We start from the raw sequence: 22230 nt of genomic DNA on the forward strand, positions 1-22230 counted from the left end.
CTCCTTTACCGATTTAACCATCCGTCTCCCAAGCTTCAAGTAACCCCCTGATTTCTTCTTTGGTCAGCATTTCAAGCTGGCTGGCTATTTCCTCGTGCTTTTCCTCTCCCTGATGCTTTTTCTGGATCCGGAGGTAGACGCCATCCATAATTCCATAATCCTGAAGTGTTTTTGTCTCATCAAGCCTTCTCCAGATCCCTTTCCTGGTTTTCACTTCCAGCACAAACTTTTCATCATCGTCTGAAAGCGTTTCCTCGATCGTGCCGGCAATCATCTCAATCAAATGGGCAACCGGCACATTGGAAGGAAGTTCAAAATCGAACCAGTCCGATTTCGTTTCTCCTATGACAACTGTCACAATCACTTCCAAACTGACTCCCTCCTTTCCCGCACAAACAGAAGCTTAAACCGAAAGCGGGGGAATATAAAACACTCCCCCGGCAAGTTTCCTGTTCAAGCTCAAGATTTTCTTTTTCAAGAGATTGCAGAGAAATATGTATACTTTGGCCACCTGGCAAACAACAGCAAAAAACCGGGTAAAAAAACCGGTTTTCAGCCAACCTGTCACTTAAATTTTAATCATAGGTATAATGATAATCAATACGAAAAACCTATGTATATTTTGTGAATATACAATTTCCAGATAATTGGTCATTTATAAAAAAAAAGGGCTGCTGACTTGGTCAGTCAACAGCCCTTTTGTGGAAATTAAGCCATGCGACGGCGAATTGCCAACGCACCCAATCCAGCGGCCAGGAGAGATGCACCGATTACAATGTTATTGGCATATGGAGAAGCCGTTTTGGGCAATTTGCCTCCATTTTTGCCATCGTCTTTACCATTGTTGTCTCCGCCGTTATTGTTTCCTGGATTGTCTTTTCCACCATTGTTGTTGTCATCTCCAGGATTGTTGTTTCCTGGGTTGTCATTGCCTGGGTTGTCATTGCCTGGGTTGTCATTGCCCGGGTTGTCACCAGGATTGGTGGGATCCGGGTTACCAGGTTGTTCACCAGGTTTTTTGGTTGTTACACAAACGAGATCACCAGCTTTACCATCTGCTTTCACTTTCAAGTCAACCAGTTGAAGTGCTTTTACGCCAACTTTGAGATTGAAACAATATTCAATGCTCGGTTTCAAACCTTCCAGTCTGACATGGGTTTTTGCAACCAATTTTTCTTTAACTTCAACAGGTACACCATTTTCCAAAACTTTGTCAACTTTCAATTGTGCACCGTCAATTTTGGCAGCCTCTTTGGCACCCAATTTGATATCGATGTAGTTTGGTGCTACCTCGATATCTGCCGGTTTCACTTTTGCATCAACGTCGACCGGCGCAGCAGAAGTTGCTGCTGGTAATCCGAATGTTACTACCAAAGCAAGACCAAAAAATACTAACAACCACTTTTTCACCTAATACTCCCCCCAGTAGTTATCAAATATATTTTAATTATTTGATACATTATATATATATAATGTATTTTGGCGCAGTTGTCCATATTTTTATTAGTTTGTTCATTTTTAGGACAAATTTTCTGGATGAAATTTTACAGAACTGGATGAAATGCTTCTATCATTTACTGATTATTACCAGAGAATTAATCTATTGATAGTATATCTCTTTTTTAATCACCAAAATTAGTCGATTTGCCAAAGGAATTAACCAATAGATTATCCTGCTTGTTTCCAGTTCCAGCGAGATTTTCCTGTTTGCATATGGCTGGTTATTCCATAAAACCGAATTTGCCTCAGTACTTTGCGCTTCAACGGAAGGCGACAAGTTACGTGATTGCCTTCAGCGCTTTCTGCTTTTGAATCATCCCTTTCTAACAAATAAAAACAGTTTATGTATTGGCAAAAATCCGTTTCCAACCCGGCCGGAATGAAAAAACAGTTCCCGGCGACGACCAGGGAGTTGGTTTTATTTTCTATCGACTTCGGCCAATGTTTCTATTCTCCATTCAGTCTCTTTTTCCTCCTTCAAAATTTTTTTTATCCAGTCTTTGAGGATGACAGCGTTATTATGAACAGGATCCTTCGCCGCATAAAGCAAGGTAACATCACCTACCTCAAGATACCGGCAAATTTGGCTGATGAGTTCCCGGCGAACCGGATCAGAGGCAAGTTCGTTCTCATAATGCATCCTGACTCCCTGAACCGCTCCGGTTTATGATTGAAGTTTTTTCGTACTTCCGGGACAAGCGGTCAACCAGAATGCGTTTTCCGTCTTCCGGTTCGGGCAGTTCGTATATTCGTTTCAGCTTTATTTCATAAGACACGGCTGTGACTGTCTCCTTTCAAAAATAAACAACGTTTCTGATTAATATTCTATTATATTCGTGATGGTTCGGAATGATGATCCCCCCGCGTCTCTTTCAGAAATTGCCAAAATGTCTCGTTGCCAATTTTCCAAAAATACACTTTTTTAGCAGCAAAAGCTTCTCTCTATCTGTCTTAATAAGTACAGTCTTGATAATATTAGATTAAATTTTAATCATAACATAAAATTATATTATTTAACCAAGAATATTTTTGTTTTTCTTGTTTTATTCCCATCCTACAAGCTGAATTTTTTCCTTAAGTTTTGTTAATTTGCACATGGTTTTTTGAGGCACTTTTGCTTCCCGACTGATCGGCCTGGCACAAAGAAAACAGGTTTAACCGCCTCAAAATATTATTGGCAATATTGATTATATAAACTTATTTTAAAAGAATATTTCTTTGAACCCATCCATACTCCCAACTTGAGCTGATTTAACAAAATAGCGATTTTGTAAAAACCCTTTTTTTATTATCTTGTATACGCTTTAATAATTAAACTGAAATATCCTGAAAACCCTTGCAAATCAAGGCGTTGCCGATTTGAAGCAATATTGCGTATATTTATCTTTTCATTTCATTTATTTCTATGTAGTAGTATATTATTTCTATAAATGGATCGTTCAGGTATTCACAAATATTTCTGCTGTTTGGTTCATTACAGAATTTCTAAATACTAAAGGAGTTGTGCTTTTTCAATGAAAACAACAAAAATCGCATTAATTGGAGCAGGCTTTGTCGGCTCCAGCTACGCCTTTGCCGTTCTTAACCAGGGCCTGGCCAATGAATTGGTGTTAATAGACATTAACAAGGAAAAAACCAAAGGGGATGCCATGGATCTGAACCACGGCCTGCCCTTCAGTTCGCCCATGCGGATCTGGGCCGGGGATTACGAAGATTGCAAGGACGCCGATCTGGTCGTGATTACGGCCGGAGCCAACCAGAAACCTGGTGAAACACGCCTTGATCTCGTCAACAAGAATGCCGGTATCTTTAAAGAGATCATCAGCAAAGTGACAAAAAGCGGTTTTGACGGATTGTTCCTGGTTGCCACAAATCCGGTCGACATCCTCTCCTACCTGACCATGAAATATTCCGGACTCCCGGCCCACCGGGTAATCGGCTCAGGTACGGTTCTGGATACTGCCCGCTTGCGCTACCTGCTTGGCGAAGCCTATCATGTCAACTCACAAAATGTGCATGCATATATCATCGGGGAACACGGGGATACCGAATTGCCGGCATGGAGCCACGCCTACATTGGTACCCGTCCGATTTCAGACTATGTGAAGGCGGGAGTGGGGCCCACACAGGATGAGCTGAACCAGATCTTCACCAATGTGCGTGACGCCGCTTACCATATCATCAACAGCAAGGGAGCCACTTACTATGGCATTGCCATGGGGCTGGCCCGGATTACGCGCGCAATCCTGAACAATGAAAATTCGGTGTTGACCGTTTCGACCCTGCTGCGCGGCGAATATGGTTTAAATGATATTTATCTTGGTGTACCGGCAGTCGTAACCCGTTCCGGCATCCGCGAAGTAATCGAGTTGAATCTGGAAGAACAGGAACTGGAAAAACTGCATCATTCCGCAGAAATATTAACCCAACAATTATACAAAGCAAAATAAGATTACCGAAAAAACAAAGCCTGTGATATTCCATTTGGATAATCACAGGCTTTTTGCTTGTCACAGGCTTGCATTGCACTGCTTCTGGCTGATTGTTCCCTGAAACTTTGTATACCTGGTTCACAATCTGAACAATCCCGGCGGCAATCATTCATTCTCCTCCACCCATTCCCGCTTCAGGGTTGCATAGCTGGTCGGGGTTTCATACAACTTCACTTCTTCAAGACGTATTTCCTGATCTTTCCTGACCCCCGGAAGCTGGCCCAATGCGGTTTCAATCTGTTCCCAGACCCAGTAAATCATATTTTCCACCGTGGTATTCATTGGAGGCAATGATTCATTTAAATAGCGATGATCACATTTTAATTCAATATACTCTTTGAAGATCTTTTTCAGATCGGAAAAGTCAAGCACAAATCCCCGGTCATTCACGTAACCGCTGATGGTAATAAACAGCCGGTACGTATGTCCGTGCAAGCTTTTGCATTTTCCTTCATACTGGTGAAGATGATGGGCGGAATCAAACGTAAATTCTTTCGTCAAGGCCACCCGTTTATGGTGATATCTGAGCTGATTTGTATGGATGTCTTCACCGAGACGTTGGATTTTCCCTGGAATTTGATAAGATGACATGTTATTCACTCCTTTTGCTATGTCCACTGTCGAACCTGAAGGCAAAGGATACAGAACGGAAAAGTCACTCAATCAGGAGATCGTCTCAGATCACCTGTTTCAGAATTTATCCGGAAACATTATTGTCCTTTTCAATGATTCAACTTCCGCGACATGACAAAGCCACTGTTTGCAAATTTCCAGTCACACAAATATGGCAATTCGTCTGTTAAAAAGTACAGACAGCGTCTATATGAAAAAAGGTTCTGCCCAGTTTCCTCAATCCTGAGTCACGAACATTACTTTATCGAAACTTTGCCTTTTTTTCAATCAACAAACAGCTCACCTGATCTTTATATCAAATAAATAACCGCCATTAAAATGAACAAAAATTTTGCCGGTTTTCATTCCGGGCAAGTTTTTTGTTTTTATTAATTAATTGCGAATCTTATATACATTATATTTCCCTGTTGATAAATTTTACAAAAAATTATCCGTGCTGTATCATTAATTAGAATGTCGTTTCAATACATGAACTTAATCAAAGGATGACTGCGATGCCGAATGTCCAATCGCTTGAACGTGCTTTAAATATCTTGAACAAGCTGTCTGAGTATCCGGATGGTATAACTATTGCACAATTATCCAAACAAGTCGGTTTGACTAAAAGTACAACACACCGGCTTTTGGCAACCTTGTTGAATATGAATTATGTCACCAAAGACAAGGAAACAGACAAATATAAACTCGGGTTGCAAATTCTGTTTCTTTCCAGAAACCTGCTAAATAACTCAAACATTGTGACCACAGCAAAACCCTATCTGGAAAAACTGTCACAGGAAGTGAATGAAACCGTCCATTTGTGCGTGGAAGATCGCGGAGAAGTGATTTATGTTGATAAAATTGAAAGCAATCAAACAATCCGGATGTTTTCCCGTATCGGGAGCCGGGCACCCATGTATTGCACAGCGGTTGGAAAAGTCCTGCTTTCCGGCGCCGATCCGGAGTATTTTGAGGAATTGGTCTCCAGTATGAAACTGGTTCCAAGAACGGAAAACACGATCACATCCAAAGAAGAATTTCTGGAGGAAATAGAAAAGGTAAAAAAACAGGGGTATGCGATCGACAATTCCGAGAATGAAGCATTCTTAAGGTGCATTGCTTGTCCAGTCTTTGATCATCAAGGAAAGATTATTGCCAGTTTCAGCATTTCCGGGCCAACCAACCGGGTTACAATGGATTTGATAAACAATTCACTGATTGAAAAAATGAAGCAATACAGCCTGAAAATCTCAAGGAATTTTGGCTACACAGGAAATTGATATTCGTTCCATGTTAACAGCGGGGAGTTTGGGGACACTATTTGTCCGCATTCCCCTTTTTGGCCCAATCTCTCCTGCTGACACTGACCCGGCCAATCTCCTGTCCCCTGATCATCGCGCTATGCCAATGCTCCTGAAAGAGCAACCCCCTTTCCATCCGATTTTTATCCCGCTTTAACGGACCGGCCAACCACCGTCAACGGCCAGGACATGTCCGTTCATATAGTCGGAAGCTTTACTGGATAAAAACACAATCGCCCCCATCAGATCAGATGGATTGGCCCACCGGCCCGCAGGAATGCGGGACAAAATCTCGGCGTTTCTTTCCCGGTCGGCGTAAATTGGAGCTGTATTTGCCGTAACAACGTATCTTGGAGCAACGGCATTGATCTGGATATTGTAAGGTGCCAATTCATTTGCAAATGCCTTTGTCAGACCGGCGACCCCATGTTTGCTTGCTGTATATGGCGGAACAAATTTTCCGCCCTGGAAGGACAGCATGGAAGCGATATTGATGATTTTGCCGCTTCGCTGCCTTACCATCACTTTCGCAACTTCCTGACTTAAAAATATACCGCATTCAGGTTAATATCCATCACCGCGTTCCAGTCTTCCGCTTCATATTCAATTAATGGGGCTCGCCGAATCATGCCGGCATTGTTGACAAGAATATCGATTTTCCCAATTCCTTTATTTCCGCCGCTAACAATCGCAACTTTCCCCGTCAGCCTGAAATAATCGAGTGAAAAGTCAGCTAAACTCATTAATCATGCACCTCTTGGCTATTCTGGATTTTCCTTTGCCGTTCAAAGTATTTCAACTCATCCATCGGACCGGTCGATGTCCTCACTCCGGCCATTGTCCGGGATAAAAGCATAATTGCTTGTCGCACTGCCACAATGAAATAGCGGAATTATACACATCAGGATTTACAACCCTGGTCTTTAATTCTTCGCAACTTGCCCCTCTGTCATTCTGTCTTATGGAACCCAAGCTTCACATTATAACTTTATTTTGGCGCTTTCATTGCCAAAAAGGCAATATGGATTATGACAATGAATTGAATTGGTATTTTACCATTTTTAAATTGATTATGCCTGGTCTCTTTTTATAGGAAAGTTGATTCATGTTAAAATAGGAACAGATTGTTTTTCCAAAAAAGACAGATGATGATTAAAATCTTTTGTTCAGGCAACAGCTTTTGCTCTCTTTTCCGTAAAATTACAATATTCCAAGGAGGTAATACCTGATGGCTTACTTTGCCGCCATCCTGCACATGGAAAATCAGGAAAAGAACAAGACTTACCGGCCAAACCATCTGGCACATCTGGAGGAACTTGAAAAGCAGGGGAAGGTTTTTGCCAAAGGTCCTTTTGCCGACGGAGCGGGAGGGTTGGTGATTTACTTAGCAGATTCACTCACAGAAGCTGAGGAATTGGCCAATAAAGACCCTTATGTTGTTACAGGGGCCCGCCGGCTGGAATTGCACGAATGGAAAATGACCCGGCCAAAATAAACCTGATTTTCGGGAAACCATTTCTTTAAACATCTGAAACCAATTAAACCGGCTCTCTATGAAGGAACCGGTTTAACTGTTTTTTCTATCTTTGCACGGTACAGGAACCGGTAGCGATCAATTGTTCTATTTCGCAGGCACGGGCAATCATCACATCACCGGGCACCGTATGCTTGAATGCCGTCGACGCAGCCGCAAAATCAATAGCATAAGAAGGTTCCCGATTCATCAGACAGGCATACAGAAAACCGGCAGCAAAGGCGTCTCCGGTTCCAACTCTGTCAACAATATCAAGGGTATACTTCCTGGACCGTTCGATCCGATGGTTATGGTACAGCAGGCCTTGATACCTGTTCCTGTTTGCACTTTCCACTTCCCTTATGGAAGAAATCATGTATTTCGGGTGATACTGTTCAAACATGGCTTCATAAAGGCTTCGATAATATTGCAGAATGTCGGTTTCATCAAGGCTGTTCACCGGTTTTTTTCCCAGTACATGGCAAAAATCAAAGTGACTGCCAAATAAAATATCCACCCAAGGAAGCACTTCCCTGAATTTTTCCATCGCTTCCCCGATAGACCACAATTTGCTTCGGTAATTAAAATCAAAACTGACCTTCACGCCTGATTTCCTGGCTTTCTGCATAAAAGCTTTGGCCAATTGAAAGGCGTTTTCGCTAACACCAAGGGTAATTCCGGAAACATGGAACAGATCGGCACCGGCCAATATTTGTTCGATATTGAACTCATCCGGCGAAACCCGGGAAAAGGCTGAATCTTTCCTGTCATAAACCACTTTTGCAGGCCTTACCGAATATCCGTTTTCCAAATAATAGATCCCGATTCTGTCTCCGCCTTTCGCAATGAAAGAAGTATCTATGCCAAAACTGGCCAATTCCTTGATCGCCGAATAACCCAATTCATGTTCAGGCACCTTTGTGACTGCTGTGCAATGGATGCCAAAACCGCTTAAAGCTGCAGCAACGTTCAACTCGCTACCACCATAATGGATTTCAAATTGCCTCGCTCCCAGGAGCCGGGTCTGCCCGGGCGGAGATAATCGAAGAAGGACTTCCCCTAACGTTACCACTCTTGCCATAGCCGAGCACCTTTTTCTTTGTTTTTTTGCAGTTTCTCTTTCGCCTGTTGAACAGCCCGGGAAAATTGTCTGGCCTTGTCCGCAATCTCGCTTTCGGTACCGGAAGTCAATTTTCCTCCAACCCCAACGGCCAAAGCACCATTTACAATCCATTGCTCCACGTTTTCCAGGCTGATTCCTCCAGTTGGCATGATTTCAATGTCAGGAAGCGGTGCTTTCACATCTTTTATGAACCGGGGAGAAACGGCGCTGCCCGGAAAAAGTTTGATGATATCGCATCCGGCTTCCGAGGCCTTTACCATCTCGGTCACGGTCATGCAACCCGGGATATAGGGGATATGGTATCTGTTGCAAACCCTCGAAGTTTCGGAATCAAAGGCCGGCGATACAATAAAATTCGCACCGGCCAAAATCGCCATCCGAGCCGTCTGGGAATCCAGTACCGTCCCGGCTCCGACAAGCAGTTCCTTTCCATCCCGGTTCTGTTTCAGGCTTTTTATCACCTCAGCGGCTTCCGCCAATGTAAACGTAATCTCAAGAGACGTGATCCCTCCCGCCATGCAGGCCCGGGAAATCTTGTCCGCCTCATCCACGTTTTTTGTTCTTACAACGGCGATTATGCCTGTCCTGGATAAACGGTTTAAAATTTTGGCCTTTTTCATTTTAACCTGCATCTCCTTTAATTCTCCTGAAAAAGAACAAGAGCGACTATATTATTAATCGTCTCTCAAGTCACTCTCCATATATGCTGCCTAATTCATGAACAGAGCTGATTGTGCAATGTATTCCTTACTGCCCCCGGCCCTTTGATGAGCAACCTGAAAAATGCTTCAGTTTTGTCTCCCAAACCAATCTCATACAGATTGACGCCCAATATTTTTTCATTGGACAAAATCGGGCGCAAGTGATCCCCAACCGAATCCGGATTGCCAAATTGTGTTTGTCCGATATGTTGCTCTATTTCCATAAGTAACGGGTCGGGACTGATCACCATCTTCTCACCGCGGTCACTCGTCCCCATCAGATATCGGCACCAGGCAGCAATGGTTAACGGGATAAAGGTTAAATCTTTTACATCCAGATCTTCCCTTTGTACATACAATTTGATCGTTTCTCCAAAGCGGATCGCCATTTTTTGGGAAGTATCGGTGGCAATGCGCTGTGGCGTATCCGGAATATTGGGATTGGGAAAGCGCACCTCAATCACTTCTTCCATAAATTTCACCGGATTGATGATGCCAGGATCCGCGACCACTTTCATGCCTTCATCATAGCCAATCTTTTCAATCAATGCTTTCAAATCCTGATCCTGCATTTCATCGGCAATGGAATGATAGTCCAGCAAACACCCAAAAATGGCCAGGGCAGTATGAAGCGGATTGAGGCAGGTGCAAACTTTCATTCTTTCCACCAGATCAACAACTTCCCTGTCTGCGAAGTAAACACCCGCTTTTTCCAGCGGCGGTCTTCCATTTGGAAAGCTGTCCTCAATCACAAGATACTCACATTCTTCTGTATTTACAAAGGGAGCAATCGGAGCTGAATTTTTGTTTACCTGAATCAGTTCCGCACTGCCGTAACCCAGTTTTTCCAGCTTTTCCTTTACGGTAACGGAAGGATGCGGCGTAATTTTATCAATCATGCTCCATGGGAATGTAATTTTGGAAGGGTCATTCAGATAATCCACAAAACCTTTTTCGACAATGCCCATTTCTTCCCACATGGATGCCACTGTTAAAACAGCGTTTTTCAGCAGGTCTCCGTTATGGGAGAAATTATCCGTGCTTACCAATGCCAACGGGGCTTTTCCCTTTTGGTATCTTTCATGTAAAAGGGCAGCCAGGAGCACCATGGTGTGTTTGGGATGCTCCAGCCCCTGTCTGATCTCTTCCCGGACCGATTCCCGGATTTCCCCATCCATCCCTTTCAGGTCGTACCCTTTTTCGGTAATTGTAAGAGTAACCAGTTGCAGGGAAGGTTGGGCAAAAATCTCTTTCAAACGTTGCCAGGATGCAGGGCAATTGGCTGCAATGCTTTCGGCTATGCTTGCGATCACTTCCATATCCAATGTCCCATCCGCTTTCATGACGACATCCAGGCAAAGATTATCATAGGGATGATACACTTTTTCAATCATGCCATCATTGATGGTCGAAACTGTAATAATCCCCTTGTCGGCCTCGTTTTGTTCGATCAAACGCTGTTGCAGTACGGAATGAAAGGCTCTGAACAGATTTCCTCCGCCAATATGCAGCCAAACCGGTTCCTTTCTCGTATCTTCCCAAACTTTTTCAAAATCATATGCCGGCGTTTTTATGCCGATTTCTGCAAACTTTTCCTTTTTCGTTTTCAGTTCTTCGATACCTAACCGCAGCAACGGTACCCCCCCTTTTGATCGTTTACTTCAGCTCAAAATCAAAATAACGGGATGCATTGTTGTACGAGATATCCTGCACGATTTTACCCAACCACTCCAGATCATGCGGATATTCCCCATTCTCAACCCACTCGCCCAGGAGATTGCACAAAATTCGCCGGAAGTATTCATGACGGCTGTAAGACAAAAAACTGCGGGAATCGGTAAGCATTCCAACAAAACGGGACAACAGCCCCAGATTGCCCAGGGTTTTTATTTGCGCGGTCATGCCATCAATATGGTCATTAAACCACCATGCCGCACCAAACTGAACTTTTGACGGGGTTCCCCCTTCCTGGAAATTTCCGGCCATGGCTGCCAGCATCTCGTTGTCACGCGGATTGAGACAATATAAAATGGTTTTGGGAAGCTGGCGCTCCTGATCCATTGCATCCAGCAATCTTGACAAAGGAACGGCAATCGGATTATCCTTCATCGAGTCACAGCCCACATTTGGGCCAAGCGCACGGAACAGGCGGATATTGGCGCTCCTTAAGGCTCCAATATGGTATTGCATGACCCACCCTCTTTGGCTGTAAGCTTTCCCCAGGTGAACAAGCAATTGGGTTAAAAACCGGTTCTGCTCCCTGACGGATATCGGTTTTCTGTTCAGCGCTTTTTCCACAATGGCGTCTATTTCGCTGGCAGTCGCATCTTCATAAACAACATTTTCCAGGCTATGGTCCGACAGCTTGCACCCAACTTCCGCAAAGTAATCCATTCTTTTTTCCAATGCGTCCATCAGTCTGGCAAAGTCACTGATCTGAATCCCTGTGATTTTCCCCAATTTTTCTATATAATCGGTCCAGTCCCGATTCTGGATGGCGATAACCTTGTCCGGCCGAAACGAAGGCAAGACCATTGTCGAAAAGTCTTTCTCGTTTTTGAGCAACTGATGATAACGCAAATCATCAATGGGGTCGTCCGTGGTGCAAATCAGCCTGACATTGGATCGCTCAATCAGGCCCCTTGCCGAAAAGTCCGGGTCCTGCAGTTTTTGATTGCAGATATCCCATATTTCCCTGGCTGTTTCTTTTTTCAGGATCGTATCCACATGGAAATATTTTCGCAATTCCATATGCGTCCAGTGGTAAAGCGGATTTCCAATCAGTTTTTCAACTGTTTCGGCCCATTTCTCAAATTTCCTGCAATCATCGGCATCACCGGAAATGTATGATTCATCGATCCCGTTCGCCCTCATGGCACGCCACTTGTAGTGGTCCCCTTCCAACCACAATTCCGTCATGTTCCTGTAAGTCCGGTTTTCACAGATTTCCTGCGGGCTCAAGTGACAATGGTAATCATAAATCGGCATTTTCGCTGCATAGTCGTGATATAATCTTTTCGCCGTTTCGGTTTGCAGCAGAAAATCCTTGTCCATAAAAGCTTTCATCTGATTGTTCCCTCCTGATTTTCCTTTCTGCGTGAAAGGTTTCATCCGTTGGCCTGTCCCTCCCAAAGATGTTCATATTGATAACCGGTAAGGTTTTCTACTACTTTTTTCGTTTCCGGATCAACATCTTCTTTGCGCCCGTTGTTTTTCAGACGGTTGATTTCGTCTACCAGAATGGAATGGGTTTGCTTGTTCAATTTAAACGTGAATGCTGCAATCAGGGAAATGAGAATCAGTCCGCCCACCCCGAAAATCATGACATACAGGATCGTATGGATCGCCTGGGTTGACTGGACGGCCGCTCCTTCCACAAAACCTCCCAATTCCAGGACCGCTCCAACCAGGAACGTAGCCAGCGCAACGGAAGCTTTTCTGAAAAATGTCATCACAGAGGCAAAGATTCCTTCCCGCCTTTGCTTCGTAATCATTTCATCAACATCGGGAATAAACGGAAATACATTCCACGGGATAAACTCAAGCATGCTTCTGCCAATTTGATAGACAAACGAAATAATTGTTAAAACAAGAATCAATGAATCCGGCCGGGTTAGATAGACAGCGCCATATGCCAGCAAACAAAGAATCATGGTAGAATAGGAGATCTTGAACAAATTGGCCGGCCCGATTTTAATCATCAAATATCCGTAAACAATCGCTCCCGGAATTCCAATAATGCTGAGGGAAAGCATATTGGCGGCCACTGCGGATGAACTGCTTAAAGCGTAAACACAAAAGAATACAAATACGGCATTGAAAATATCCTTGGCTGTCATGGAACAAATATAGATGAGAAGATGCTTGCGAAAACTTTTTACCTTGAAAGTGGAACAAAAATCGGCAACTGTCCGGCCAATGAAGCGAATGCGGTCGCCAAGGCTTTTGCGCTCTTTTGTTTGATTCATGTACTGCTCCATGGCTGCCGGGCTATTTTCTCTTTCCCAGGTGGATCGATAGGAAATAAATATACAGACCGCAAACACCACAGCGAAAAAGGCACCATTGGCAAAAAAGGCCAGAGGATTGTCCTCACCCAAAGCATTGATCAACTGCCCCGGCACAAAGGTGGCCAAAAAGGTTCCGAGGGCCGAGATAAACATTCTGGCTGTCGACAATTTCGTTCGTTTGTTATAATCCGCCGTCATTTCTGACGGGAGTGTTTCCCAGGGGATTAGTACCATGGCTGCTACAATCTCAAACAGCAGGTAACTGAAAAGATAGTAAAAATAATTCATCCCCGTTACCCATAACAAAATGTAAAGCAGCATCAGCGGCGAGCCGATCAGCAGGAAAAATCTGCGCCGGCCAAATTTTCTCCCCAATTTAAAACGGAAGAAATTATCCGAAAGACTGCCCATAAACAAACTGACAATGGCATCAACAACACGCGCGATGGCAATAATCGATCCTGCTTCAACAGCCGTCAGGCCTGCAAACTTGGTATAGAAAAACAACAACCAGGCCCCAATAATCGTAAAGGCTCCTCCGCCCATCATATCTGTCAGACCAAAGCCAATGCTTGTCGTAAGCGTGATTTCCCTGTTTTTTCTTGACATGGTTAACGTCTCCTATTAGTCAAAAGTAATGTAAAAATAGGTGAAACGTTTTCTGCATAAAGTTGACCGGCGGGGAAACGGTCCAGGCGCTTTTCTTGAGCAGCGCTTTCAAAATCGCTTCCTCCCGCTTTTTAACAGCCACAGACTTTTCTTATTTGGCCGGCTTGTTTTTTAACAACTCATTTGCATCCCAAATCCCTTGCAGATACATCCCCCCTAAGGCGCGATCATACAAGCCATAGCCCGGTCTGCAAACTTCATCCCAAATATGCCTTCCATGGTCCGGACGGATATAGCCTTCAAACCCGTTATCATACAGGGCCGTAACAATTCCCGTGACATTGATGGAACCATCGGCGGTCCGATGGGAGGTTTCAATAAAACTGCCATTTTCTAAATGCTTGACATTCCTGACATGGGCAAAAGGAATCCGGTCCACAAAACTTGTCACTATATCAATCAGGTCGTTGTCCCGATTGGACCCCAGCGAACCGGAACAAAAAGTCAAGCCGTTTGACGGGCTGTCTGCGGCACTTAAAAGGCGTTGAATGTCCTCTTTGTTCTTGACGATTCGCGGCAGGCCGAATACGGAAAATGCCGGGTCATCCGGATGAATTGCCATTTTGATACCGCATTTTTCAGCCACCGGAATGATTTCATTCAGGAAGTACATCAGATTTTGCAACAGATCATTTTCTGTGACTCCCTGATACTGAGCAAACAAATGTTTCAAATCTTTCAGCCTTTCCGGTTCCCATCCCGGCAGGGTAAAATCGTTTGCATTCTCTTCCATGTTTTTCACGACCTGTTCCGGGGTCAGGGAGAGAACTTTTTTGGCGTCAAAAAACAACGCCGTACTGCCATCCTCCATTTCCTTGAACAGATCGGTGCGAAGCCAGTCAAAAACAGGCATGAAATTATAACATACGACTTTGACACCAAAGTGGCTCAGGTTTTCCAATGTTTCCTTGTAAGCGTCGATATATCGATCTCTTGTATCCAGCCCAAGCTTGATATCCTCATGAATATTGACACTCTCCACAACCTCAATATTCAATCCATACTGATCCGCCTGTTTTTTTACCTCTTCGATCCGATGGACAGGCCAGACTTCTCCCACAGGCACGTCATGCAACGCCCAGACAACCCCTTTTACTCCCGGAATCTGCCGGATCTGTTTCAATGTAACGGAATCGTTGCCCTCTCCATACCATCGAAAAGTCATTTGCATGGCCATTACCTCCTTTTCTGATTGGCATATGTTTCCATGCACCAATTTTTACAAGTATGTTCCGTATTATGGAACGATGTTCCATAATATAATTATAGCGTTTCCATTTCCGGAAAAACAAGACCGGATTTGACAATAAATTGAATGTGTTTTCCTTAAATATATCAAGAATATTATTTTCCTATATTTTATAAATCTTTTTAATACATACGTTTTCAATTCCTGATGAAAAATTGTGCATTAATTAAACAGCTATATCGTCTTACACTGAAATTGCGTTGGATTCCTGAAAGGAGGATACGATGATGAGCGATTCATGGCTTCATTTAGAAGGAAAAGTAGCTATTGTAACCGGGGGTGCTTCCGGAATCGGAAGACATATTACAAATGAGCTGATTTCCAATGGAGTTAAAGTTGTTGTTGCAGATCTGAATGTAAAGGAAGGAGTAAAATTAACCAATCCATATTATTTAAAATGTGATGTAACAAAAAAAGAATCCGTAGACAGAATGGTAGCAAAGACGGTTGAGTTATTTGGTTCAGTTGATATTTTGATAAATAACGCCGGCGGCAACGACTATGGTTTCCTGGACCTTGAAACGCTGGATGAGAAAGTGGGTTACACAAATTTTGAGGTACGGTCCATTATGTGCCCTGGATGTGGAGGACAAAGTTTCCTGAGACATTAGCGATGTATAACGAAGTAGAAAACAAGCCTGACTTAATGTTCCAGAGGGTCTGGGTTCAAAGGAGATGCCGGTAGTGGGTGAAGGAGGCCCCTATAGAGTGGCCCGCAATAAAGAGGAACAGGCGGAGTATGACCGGGGCTTGGAGAAGATACCGGGTGTTTGGGAAGGGTACTGTCAATGGGCTATGGAAGACTGGCGCAAAGCCGTAGCAGAACTGGAAATCTCCGAGAAGGTAGCGGACTATCAGGCGGTGGGAATCCCACTCCTTCCCGGTTCAGCCAGGATATAGCGGAGGAGTTGAATTGGTCGAAACAGCGGGTTCATACCTATGTGCGGCAGGAAGATAGTCGGTGAGGTAAATGAGGATCTAAAGTTGGCCTGATTTTACCGTATGACTCCCAGTTCCTTTTTTAGCATTCACCCTCTTTGTCGTTGTGACATCACAAATCGGGAAGTTTTACGAGTACTTTCCTTGTTAGCCAAGTTATCCCAATCTATAAAGCAGTTATGATCATCACTCCGATTCTTTCCCGAATAGCATCCTGGGCTTTTCAATTGGATATACCAGTTGGTAGATCACTAATACTCAGTGTGGGAACTCGCAATTCCCTGGTGTTCTTCCTTTGGCTTTCGCACTTCCCGATACATGGAACAGCGATTGCTACGGTTGGTAATTTATAGTTCACTTCAGGGCATCGAGTGCGACCTTGGTAGCCTGCGCGATAAGCTTATCGTTATATTCGGCATTCTGCTTATCCCGGCTGGAAAGTATTACAAGAACAATAGGGTCTCCTTTCGATGGCCAAATGATAGCAATGTCATTTCGCGTTCCATATGATCCCGCTCCGCTTTTATCTGCAACTTCCCAACTTTTCGGTACTCCCGCACGAATTAATGTATCTCCAGTGGTGCTTTTCTTCATCCAATCAGTTAACATTTTACTTTTTTCCGTTGGGAGTATGTCTCCGATTGTGAAAGCCTGGAGGCTGGTGGCAAGTGCTCTGGGTGTGCTCGTATCATGAGTTTCCCCTGGTTTCACTTCGTTCAACTCTGGCTCATTTCGCTCAGGATTGGTGACATCATCACCAATCTTCCTGAGGGATTTTTTAAACCCACTAGGTCCGCCCAGTTGATCAAGTATGAGGTTTCCCGCAGTATTATCACTGTATCGAAGGGAAGCATCGCAAAGCTCTTTCAGAGTCATTCCGGTATCAACATGCTTCTCTGTGATCGGATTATAATTAACGAGATCATCACGGGTGTATGTGATTTTTTGGTCAAGATCTTCGATTGACTTTTGTTGCAACAACGCTCCTACAGCTAAAGCTTTATGAGTAGATGTATATGCAAAACGCTCATCTGCTCGATAAGTTACTGTTTGCTTTGTGCCAGTATCCAATGCAAAGACGCCAAGTCTGGCATCAAATTTATCCTCAAGTTTAGCAAAATCATCTGTAATTGCGGTTTCTAGATTTTGTTGTTTGGGTTGAGCGGCGTTATTCTCTGAACAACCAACCAGCGCTACACATGAGAGAAGTATTACAGGTACAATTTTTTGGCTTAAAACCGTATTCCATGATTTCATTAGAATCTAACCTCTTTTCTTAGGCACGTTTTTTAACTTTTTATGATGCTTCCAAGATACTGGATTCTTCCCCCTTCTTTTTATTGGATTATACATGTAATACAATACTACATATGTAATCCGTAAATACCGAAATAGTTGAAACAACAAAATATAAAATTAAAAACCAAAGTGACATTAGATCATTAAAACAAGGGAGGAACAGAAATGGCCAAATATCGGACAATTAGAATTTATAAAGGTAATGCTGGTTTCAGCGGTCCTCTGACGATTACTCCAACAATCAAAAAAATAAAATTGTTTATATTACCGGCGGTGGCGCCAAACCTGAAATTGTAGACAAGATTGCCAAACTGAATGGTACAGAAGCGATAAATGGTTTTAAAACATCTGTACCTGACAAGGAAATTGCTCTTGCAATTATTGATTGTGGCGGTACATTACGCTGTGGGATTTATCCGAAAAAACGTATTCTCACAGTCAATATCATGCCAACTGGCAAAAGCGGTCCATTAGCTCAATATTGTGCCAGTTTTAATGAAAACCATCTATAAAAACAAAATAAAAAAATCGTAGCCTTCGCAAACAGTTTTTCAGAAGACAAGATGGTTATTTTGTTTGGCAAGGAAGCACCAAATGATCTGAAAGATTTTTGTTATATTATTGATATAGTTGATCTTGAAGATAACATCCAGGCAGGGCAAAAACTTTATATTGATAATAAAATATTTGAAATAACCTCTGTTGGTAATATCGTTCAACGCAATTTAAAAACATTGGGGCATATTACCATGCGGTTTGACGGATCTACCATTCCGAAACTACCTGGTACATTGTATTTGGAAAACAAAGAAATACCTGATATTAACCTGAATACTATATTCAAGATTGTTGCCGAATAATTTGTTATATCTTGGATATTATCTGTTTTAGGAGTGAAAAGATAATGAGATTATATATAGATTCTGCAAACATAAAAAAAATTGCATATCTTAATGAGTATTTCCCGATTGCTGGCGTAACCACGAATCCGTCAATTCTTGTTAGAGAAAAACAGCCTTATTTGGATTTATTAAAAGAAATCATAAATGTAATCGGGAATAATAAGGAACTGTTTGTACAAGTAATAGGAGATCAGGCTGAAGATATGATAGAAGAGGCCAGGTTTATCCATAATCATTTGCACAGCAATGTTATCATAAAGATTCCTGTAACAAATGAAGGGATCAAAGCAATAAAAATCTTGTCAGCCGACAATATTAAAACACTTGCAACGGCCATTTATACTCCATTTCAAGGATTGGTTGCAGCATTAGCCGGTGCAAAATATGTAGCTCCATATGTTAACCGCATTGACAATTTACCCGGGAATGGAGTGAACGTTGTTTCTGAAATTGCCTGTCTATTTTCAAAGCATAATTTGACAACAGAAATGATCGCAGCCAGTTTTAAAAATGTCCAGCAAATCCTGGATGCTTGTCTTGCCGGAACACAAAATATCACAGCCAGCCCTGATCTGATTGAAAAATTGATTGCTCATCCGGCAACATCAACAGATGTGTCAAATTTCAAAGCGGATTGGCAAAAAGCTTACGGAATGGACCAAAAAACGATAATAAACAGGCCGGTTAAATGATAATCAATTATTGTTGCGTATTTGCAATTGTATAGGTTTTTGATAATCTGAGCACGCAATTCGGGAACTGATGCAGTCAGTTGAATTTCTGCAAAATCCTCTTCATAATAAAAACAGGAATGTATGTTTGGATGAAAGGTGAATCCCCAGTGAAGAAGATTTTGCATCTCGATCTTGATGCCTTTTTTGCCAGCGTGGAACAGCTGGATTTTCCGAAATTGCGGGGGAAGCCGGTTATTGTCGGCGGCAGGGGAAATCGCGGGGTTGTCTCCACCTGCAGTTACGAGGCGCGCGCCTTTGGAGTGCGATCCGCCATGCCTACAGCGATCGCCCGCAAACTGTGTCCGGATGGCATTTTTTTGCCGGTGAGATATGAGCGTTATGTGGAAAAATCGCGGGAAGTTCGCCGCATTTATACACAATACAGTAAAATCTTTGAAACAGTAGGGCTGGATGAAGCTTATCTCGATGTCTCCCATTATCCCGACGCGATCCCCGTCGCACGGGAAATGAAAAAGCGGGTCCTTGCTGAAACGGGACTGACCTGCAGTATTGGCCTGTCCTACAACAAATCGATGGCCAAGATTGCCAGCGATTTGAAAAAGCCGAATGCATTTGTCATCATCCGGCCGGAACAGGCATTAAGGATATTGAAAGATTTGCCGATTGGCTCTCTGCACGGGATCGGGAAAAAATCACAGGAACGTCTGAAAATGACAGGGATTCATACTGTCAGTGATTTTTGGCGTTTGCCGCTGGAAAAGGTGGTCCAGATGTTTGGCAAATTTGGCTACGATTTGTACTACCGGGCCAGAGGAAAAGATGATCGGGAAATCGTTACGGACCGTTCTCCCAAGTCACACAGTCGTGAGACCACCTTGCCCGAAAATCTGCATGAAAGGGAGTCAGTTGCAGAAATTGCCCGCGAACTGCTGGAAAAGGTCCGGCGCAAGCTGGCAGACGACGAGATCCCGCAAACGCTGACCCTGAAAATCAAGTATGCCGATTTTACGGTACATTCCAAACAGAGAACCGTCCGCGGGCCTTCTCCCGACTGGTCAAAAATATTGGAGGAACTGCTGGATGCCTTTGACTACACCGCCGGCGTCCGCCTGGTCGGAGTGGGTTTTTCCAATTTTGTGCAATCGTTGGAACCCGAATATGAACAGCTTTCATTGCCTTTGGGGGATGAGTACTTGTAAATTCATCAATAAAACGGAATTTCCTCATAGTCAATGTCACCCAGCAAATTTCCAACGGAATTGAGGCGGCTTTTACTCAGGCTTTGCAAAAATTCAACATAATGCCTTTTCCAGTTGCTTTCCAGCTCTTTTTCACTGAAAATGACTGATAGAAAATCGGAGAAACCGCTTCGCAACTCCTCATAAAATACGATTTTTGCGAAGATGGCCAGTTCCACATCCTCAAATGTGGCAAAAAGCTTTTCATACTCATCTCCGGTCAGACAATCCGCATCAAGCAGGTCCAGTAAATCATGCAGGGAAGAAAAATTATCCCTGATGAGTCGGACTTTCTCTTCTATTTTTGCGCACAGCAAGATTTCTTCCATTAACTGCCGAAAGCGGACATCACTCATCTGTCCTGATTTGTTCAACAGCAGGACAATTGATTTCGGATTTTCCGCTTTTGCCCAGATGATGACGGACTCCAGACTCCGGTTGTCTGCAGCCGTGACAACTCGCTGGACGAGTTGATCCCGGCACCGGGTCATATAGTCTGTTAGTGGAGGGGCGGTTTTAAGGCTGTACTGCAACCGCGACATCGCCTGATCAAGTGCATAAGCAATCCGGGAGGGATTTAACCGGGTAAACATTCGGTTTAACAGGTTATATTGCTCAGCCGATATTGTCGTCCGATTGGCATCTCCTCCGGACAGGACGGAGAAAACAGCGTTGTTTAACACCAACTCAAAGATGTTGAATAATTCAATCCGGTAGTTGAACCTGCACACTTGCCCATAATTGGAAAGCAGCTCCAGCAAACCCTGTCTGCTGAACAAACGGCAAAATTGCGTTTCTGTTTGCAGATGCCTCAAATACTGGTTGATATAACTGACTCCCTGCAGACCTGTATCATCCAATGCCAATGGATAATCAATGCTGGCCATGGTATTGTGAGCATCAAAAATAATGCCATATTTCTCCAAAAAGGCGGGCAATGATTCATCAATGGTCATGTTATAGGCATCCACAGGCACATCCAGTCTGTTCTTTTTCACTTCCAGGTAGAGCTGTTTGGTTTCTTCAAAACACTGGCGAACCAGTTCAACGCCATTTTCATAGATTTTCCTTGCATCCCCGTTTTTTAACGCCAGGACAGCCTGGTCCGGGGTTTCAAAGTGAAGGACACAGGCATCAACCGCATACATCATGGAAGCCATAATGTTTTCTGCTGTTTCAGAGGTAACGGATGAGCTTTTCCCCCGGGTATAACGACGGATCAAATCCTGCAAAATACGCATCAAGGCCACCTCGATGCTGTAAACTTCCTGGCTGGTGAGCATGCCCGTACGCAAGCCTTCACGCAAAAGAGATACGGTATATCGGTTTCGTTCAAGATTCACTTTTCTGATTCTGTTATGCCGGATCAGTCCCGAACCTTTTGATTTTTCAACTTCCATTTCCAATATCCTCCCCGAAATGTTCCTGTCGCAGGGCATCTTTCCTGAACCGTTCAGCAAACTCTTCCAGTCTGCTTTTCAAAAGTTCCACCGAACCGGCGCACTCGCCGTCAAACTTTTCCTTCATGATCTGAATCAATTCCAAATCGTCAATCCTGTCTTCCGTCTCATTTTTCAAGTAATAGAAAACCTCGTGCAATTCCTTCAGCATCGAAACATAATTATCTTTATCTATGAACGGCGATTCACAAAACACCCTGATCAATTCCTTTGTCACTTCCATGCCCAGTTCCACCCGTCCCATATCGCGCAAAACTTTATTCCTGGCTTTTATCATGTCTTTAATTTCATCAGGCGTCAGAACCAAACCGAATTCTTTGTTCTTTTCATTGAGCGCAAGCAATTCACTCAACCTTTTTCTCTGGACAGAAATCCCAATCTCATTAAAAATACGGGGTAAAAACATGGAACTCCCTCCTTCTCTCAACTGCCCGGAACAAGCATTCTTCGATGTTCAATTTTTTCGGTTGAAATCCAAAAAAATCGGTTGTTTAAAAAGGGTTGACTTTTTTATTTCTTTATGCTAA

At 43.4% G+C, this 22230-nt stretch carries 22 protein-coding genes and 2 pseudogenes; 9 read left to right on the forward strand and 15 right to left on the reverse strand.

Annotated elements, in window-relative coordinates; all coding sequences use genetic code 11:
* Positions 1–13 precede the first annotated feature (13 nt).
* The 4 genes from H2C83_RS01335 to H2C83_RS18295 all read right to left on the reverse strand — a co-directional run bounded on the left by H2C83_RS01335 (position 14) and on the right by H2C83_RS18295 (position 2276).
* Positions 14–364, reverse strand: coding sequence for an EsaB/YukD family protein (locus H2C83_RS01335; protein WP_312853825.1), 351 nt, complete (start codon positions 362–364; stop codon positions 14–16).
* A gap of 344 nt (positions 365–708) precedes the next feature.
* Positions 709–1410, reverse strand: coding sequence for an LPXTG cell wall anchor domain-containing protein (locus H2C83_RS01340; RefSeq protein WP_181737031.1), 702 nt, complete (start codon positions 1408–1410; stop codon positions 709–711).
* A gap of 508 nt (positions 1411–1918) precedes the next feature.
* Positions 1919–2140, reverse strand: coding sequence for a DUF488 family protein, N3 subclade (locus H2C83_RS01345; RefSeq protein WP_312853822.1), 222 nt, complete (start codon positions 2138–2140; stop codon positions 1919–1921).
* On the reverse strand, positions 2130–2276 hold the full coding sequence (locus H2C83_RS18295) for a DUF488 family protein (RefSeq protein WP_312853823.1): 147 nt from the start codon (positions 2274–2276) through the stop codon (positions 2130–2132). The genes H2C83_RS01345 and H2C83_RS18295 overlap by 11 nt, the downstream gene beginning before the upstream one ends.
* A 738-nt stretch (positions 2277–3014) precedes the next feature.
* On the opposite strand from H2C83_RS18295, the gene H2C83_RS01350 reads away from it, so the two are divergent.
* On the forward strand, positions 3015–3950 hold the full coding sequence (locus tag H2C83_RS01350) for an L-lactate dehydrogenase (protein ID WP_181737033.1): 936 nt from the start codon (positions 3015–3017) through the stop codon (positions 3948–3950).
* Between the two features lie 147 nt (positions 3951–4097).
* Here the strand turns inward: H2C83_RS01350 and queD are convergent, their stop codons facing one another.
* Positions 4098–4583, reverse strand: a complete 486-nt coding sequence (queD, locus tag H2C83_RS01355) for a 6-carboxytetrahydropterin synthase QueD (RefSeq protein WP_181737035.1) — start codon at positions 4581–4583, stop codon at positions 4098–4100.
* 536 nt (positions 4584–5119) lie between these two features.
* Between queD and H2C83_RS01360 the strand changes: the two genes are divergently transcribed.
* Positions 5120–5884 carry an IclR family transcriptional regulator gene (locus H2C83_RS01360; protein WP_181737037.1) on the forward strand — a complete coding sequence of 255 codons (765 nt, stop codon included), beginning with the start codon at positions 5120–5122 and terminating at the stop codon, positions 5882–5884.
* Between the two features lie 174 nt (positions 5885–6058).
* Here H2C83_RS01360 and H2C83_RS01365 read toward each other — a convergent pair.
* Positions 6059–6648 (reverse strand): annotated as a pseudogene (locus tag H2C83_RS01365) (SDR family oxidoreductase).
* Between the two features lie 485 nt (positions 6649–7133).
* Between H2C83_RS01365 and H2C83_RS01370 the strand changes: the two are divergent.
* Positions 7134–7400, forward strand: a complete 267-nt coding sequence (locus H2C83_RS01370) for a YciI family protein (RefSeq protein WP_181737039.1) — start codon at positions 7134–7136, stop codon at positions 7398–7400.
* A gap of 85 nt (positions 7401–7485) precedes the next feature.
* Here H2C83_RS01370 and H2C83_RS01375 read toward each other — a convergent pair whose 3' ends face one another.
* The 6 genes from H2C83_RS01375 to uxuA all read right to left on the reverse strand — a co-directional run bounded on the left by H2C83_RS01375 (position 7486) and on the right by uxuA (position 15092).
* Complete coding sequence (locus tag H2C83_RS01375) at positions 7486–8499, reverse strand: sugar kinase (protein WP_181737041.1); 1014 nt, start codon at positions 8497–8499, stop codon at positions 7486–7488.
* Entirely contained in the window at positions 8484–9161 is a 678-nt protein-coding gene (locus H2C83_RS01380) for a bifunctional 2-keto-4-hydroxyglutarate aldolase/2-keto-3-deoxy-6-phosphogluconate aldolase (RefSeq protein WP_181737043.1), read from the reverse strand. Before H2C83_RS01380 ends, H2C83_RS01375 begins: the two co-directional genes overlap by 16 nt.
* Before the next feature lie 95 nt (positions 9162–9256).
* Positions 9257–10876 (reverse strand): mannitol dehydrogenase family protein, encoded by a 1620-nt coding sequence (locus H2C83_RS01385; protein ID WP_281364067.1) that lies wholly within the window; start codon positions 10874–10876, stop codon positions 9257–9259.
* Positions 10877–10898: 22 nt separating this feature from the next.
* Positions 10899–12308 (reverse strand): glucuronate isomerase, encoded by a 1410-nt coding sequence (uxaC, locus tag H2C83_RS01390; RefSeq protein WP_181737045.1) that lies wholly within the window; start codon positions 12306–12308, stop codon positions 10899–10901.
* 41 nt (positions 12309–12349) lie between these two features.
* The gene (locus H2C83_RS01395; RefSeq protein WP_181737047.1) at positions 12350–13861 is read right to left on the reverse strand and encodes an MFS transporter; all 1512 of its coding nucleotides are present in this window, start codon (positions 13859–13861) and stop codon (positions 12350–12352) included.
* A gap of 151 nt (positions 13862–14012) precedes the next feature.
* Positions 14013–15092 carry a mannonate dehydratase gene (gene uxuA / locus H2C83_RS01400; protein WP_181737049.1) on the reverse strand — a complete coding sequence of 360 codons (1080 nt, stop codon included), beginning with the start codon at positions 15090–15092 and terminating at the stop codon, positions 14013–14015.
* 302 nt (positions 15093–15394) lie between these two features.
* Here uxuA and H2C83_RS01405 point away from each other — a divergent pair, with 302 nt between their 5' ends.
* Both H2C83_RS01405 and H2C83_RS01410 read left to right on the forward strand, forming a co-directional pair.
* Positions 15395–15781, forward strand: a complete 387-nt coding sequence (locus H2C83_RS01405) for an SDR family NAD(P)-dependent oxidoreductase (protein WP_246333674.1) — start codon at positions 15395–15397, stop codon at positions 15779–15781.
* Positions 15782–15854: 73 nt separating this feature from the next.
* Positions 15855–16070, forward strand: a complete 216-nt coding sequence (locus H2C83_RS01410) for a hypothetical protein (RefSeq protein WP_181737051.1) — start codon at positions 15855–15857, stop codon at positions 16068–16070.
* 393 nt (positions 16071–16463) lie between these two features.
* Here the strand turns inward: H2C83_RS01410 and bla are convergent, their stop codons facing one another.
* A complete protein-coding gene (gene bla / locus H2C83_RS01415) occupies positions 16464–17366 on the reverse strand; it encodes a class A beta-lactamase (protein ID WP_181737053.1) in 903 nt (300 codons plus the stop codon).
* Between the two features lie 207 nt (positions 17367–17573).
* Here bla and H2C83_RS01420 point away from each other — a divergent pair.
* The 4 genes and pseudogenes from H2C83_RS01420 to H2C83_RS01435 form a co-directional block, all read left to right on the forward strand.
* A pseudogene (locus H2C83_RS01420) lies at positions 17574–17890 on the forward strand (PTS glucitol/sorbitol transporter subunit IIB); the annotation flags it as partial.
* Positions 17891–17971: 81 nt separating this feature from the next.
* The gene (locus H2C83_RS01425) at positions 17972–18268 is read left to right on the forward strand and encodes a PTS glucitol/sorbitol transporter subunit IIA (RefSeq protein ID WP_181737055.1); all 297 of its coding nucleotides are present in this window, start codon (positions 17972–17974) and stop codon (positions 18266–18268) included.
* Between the two features lie 11 nt (positions 18269–18279).
* Complete coding sequence (locus H2C83_RS01430) at positions 18280–19002, forward strand: transaldolase family protein (RefSeq protein ID WP_246333675.1); 723 nt, start codon at positions 18280–18282, stop codon at positions 19000–19002.
* 149 nt (positions 19003–19151) lie between these two features.
* Complete coding sequence (locus tag H2C83_RS01435; protein WP_181737057.1) at positions 19152–20204, forward strand: DNA polymerase IV; 1053 nt, start codon at positions 19152–19154, stop codon at positions 20202–20204.
* Between the two features lie 5 nt (positions 20205–20209).
* Here the strand turns inward: H2C83_RS01435 and H2C83_RS01440 are convergent, their stop codons facing one another.
* Together H2C83_RS01440 and H2C83_RS01445 are read right to left on the reverse strand one after the other, a co-directional pair.
* Entirely contained in the window at positions 20210–21643 is a 1434-nt protein-coding gene (locus H2C83_RS01440) for a DUF6179 domain-containing protein (RefSeq protein WP_181737060.1), read from the reverse strand.
* Entirely contained in the window at positions 21633–22109 is a 477-nt protein-coding gene (locus H2C83_RS01445; protein ID WP_181737062.1) for a DUF6323 family protein, read from the reverse strand. The genes H2C83_RS01440 and H2C83_RS01445 overlap by 11 nt, the downstream gene beginning before the upstream one ends.
* Between the last annotated feature and the right edge of the window lie 121 nt (positions 22110–22230).

This window comes from Thermoactinomyces mirandus (genome assembly GCF_013868055.1).
Lineage (GTDB): Bacteria > Bacillota > Bacilli > Thermoactinomycetales > Thermoactinomycetaceae > Thermoactinomyces > Thermoactinomyces mirandus.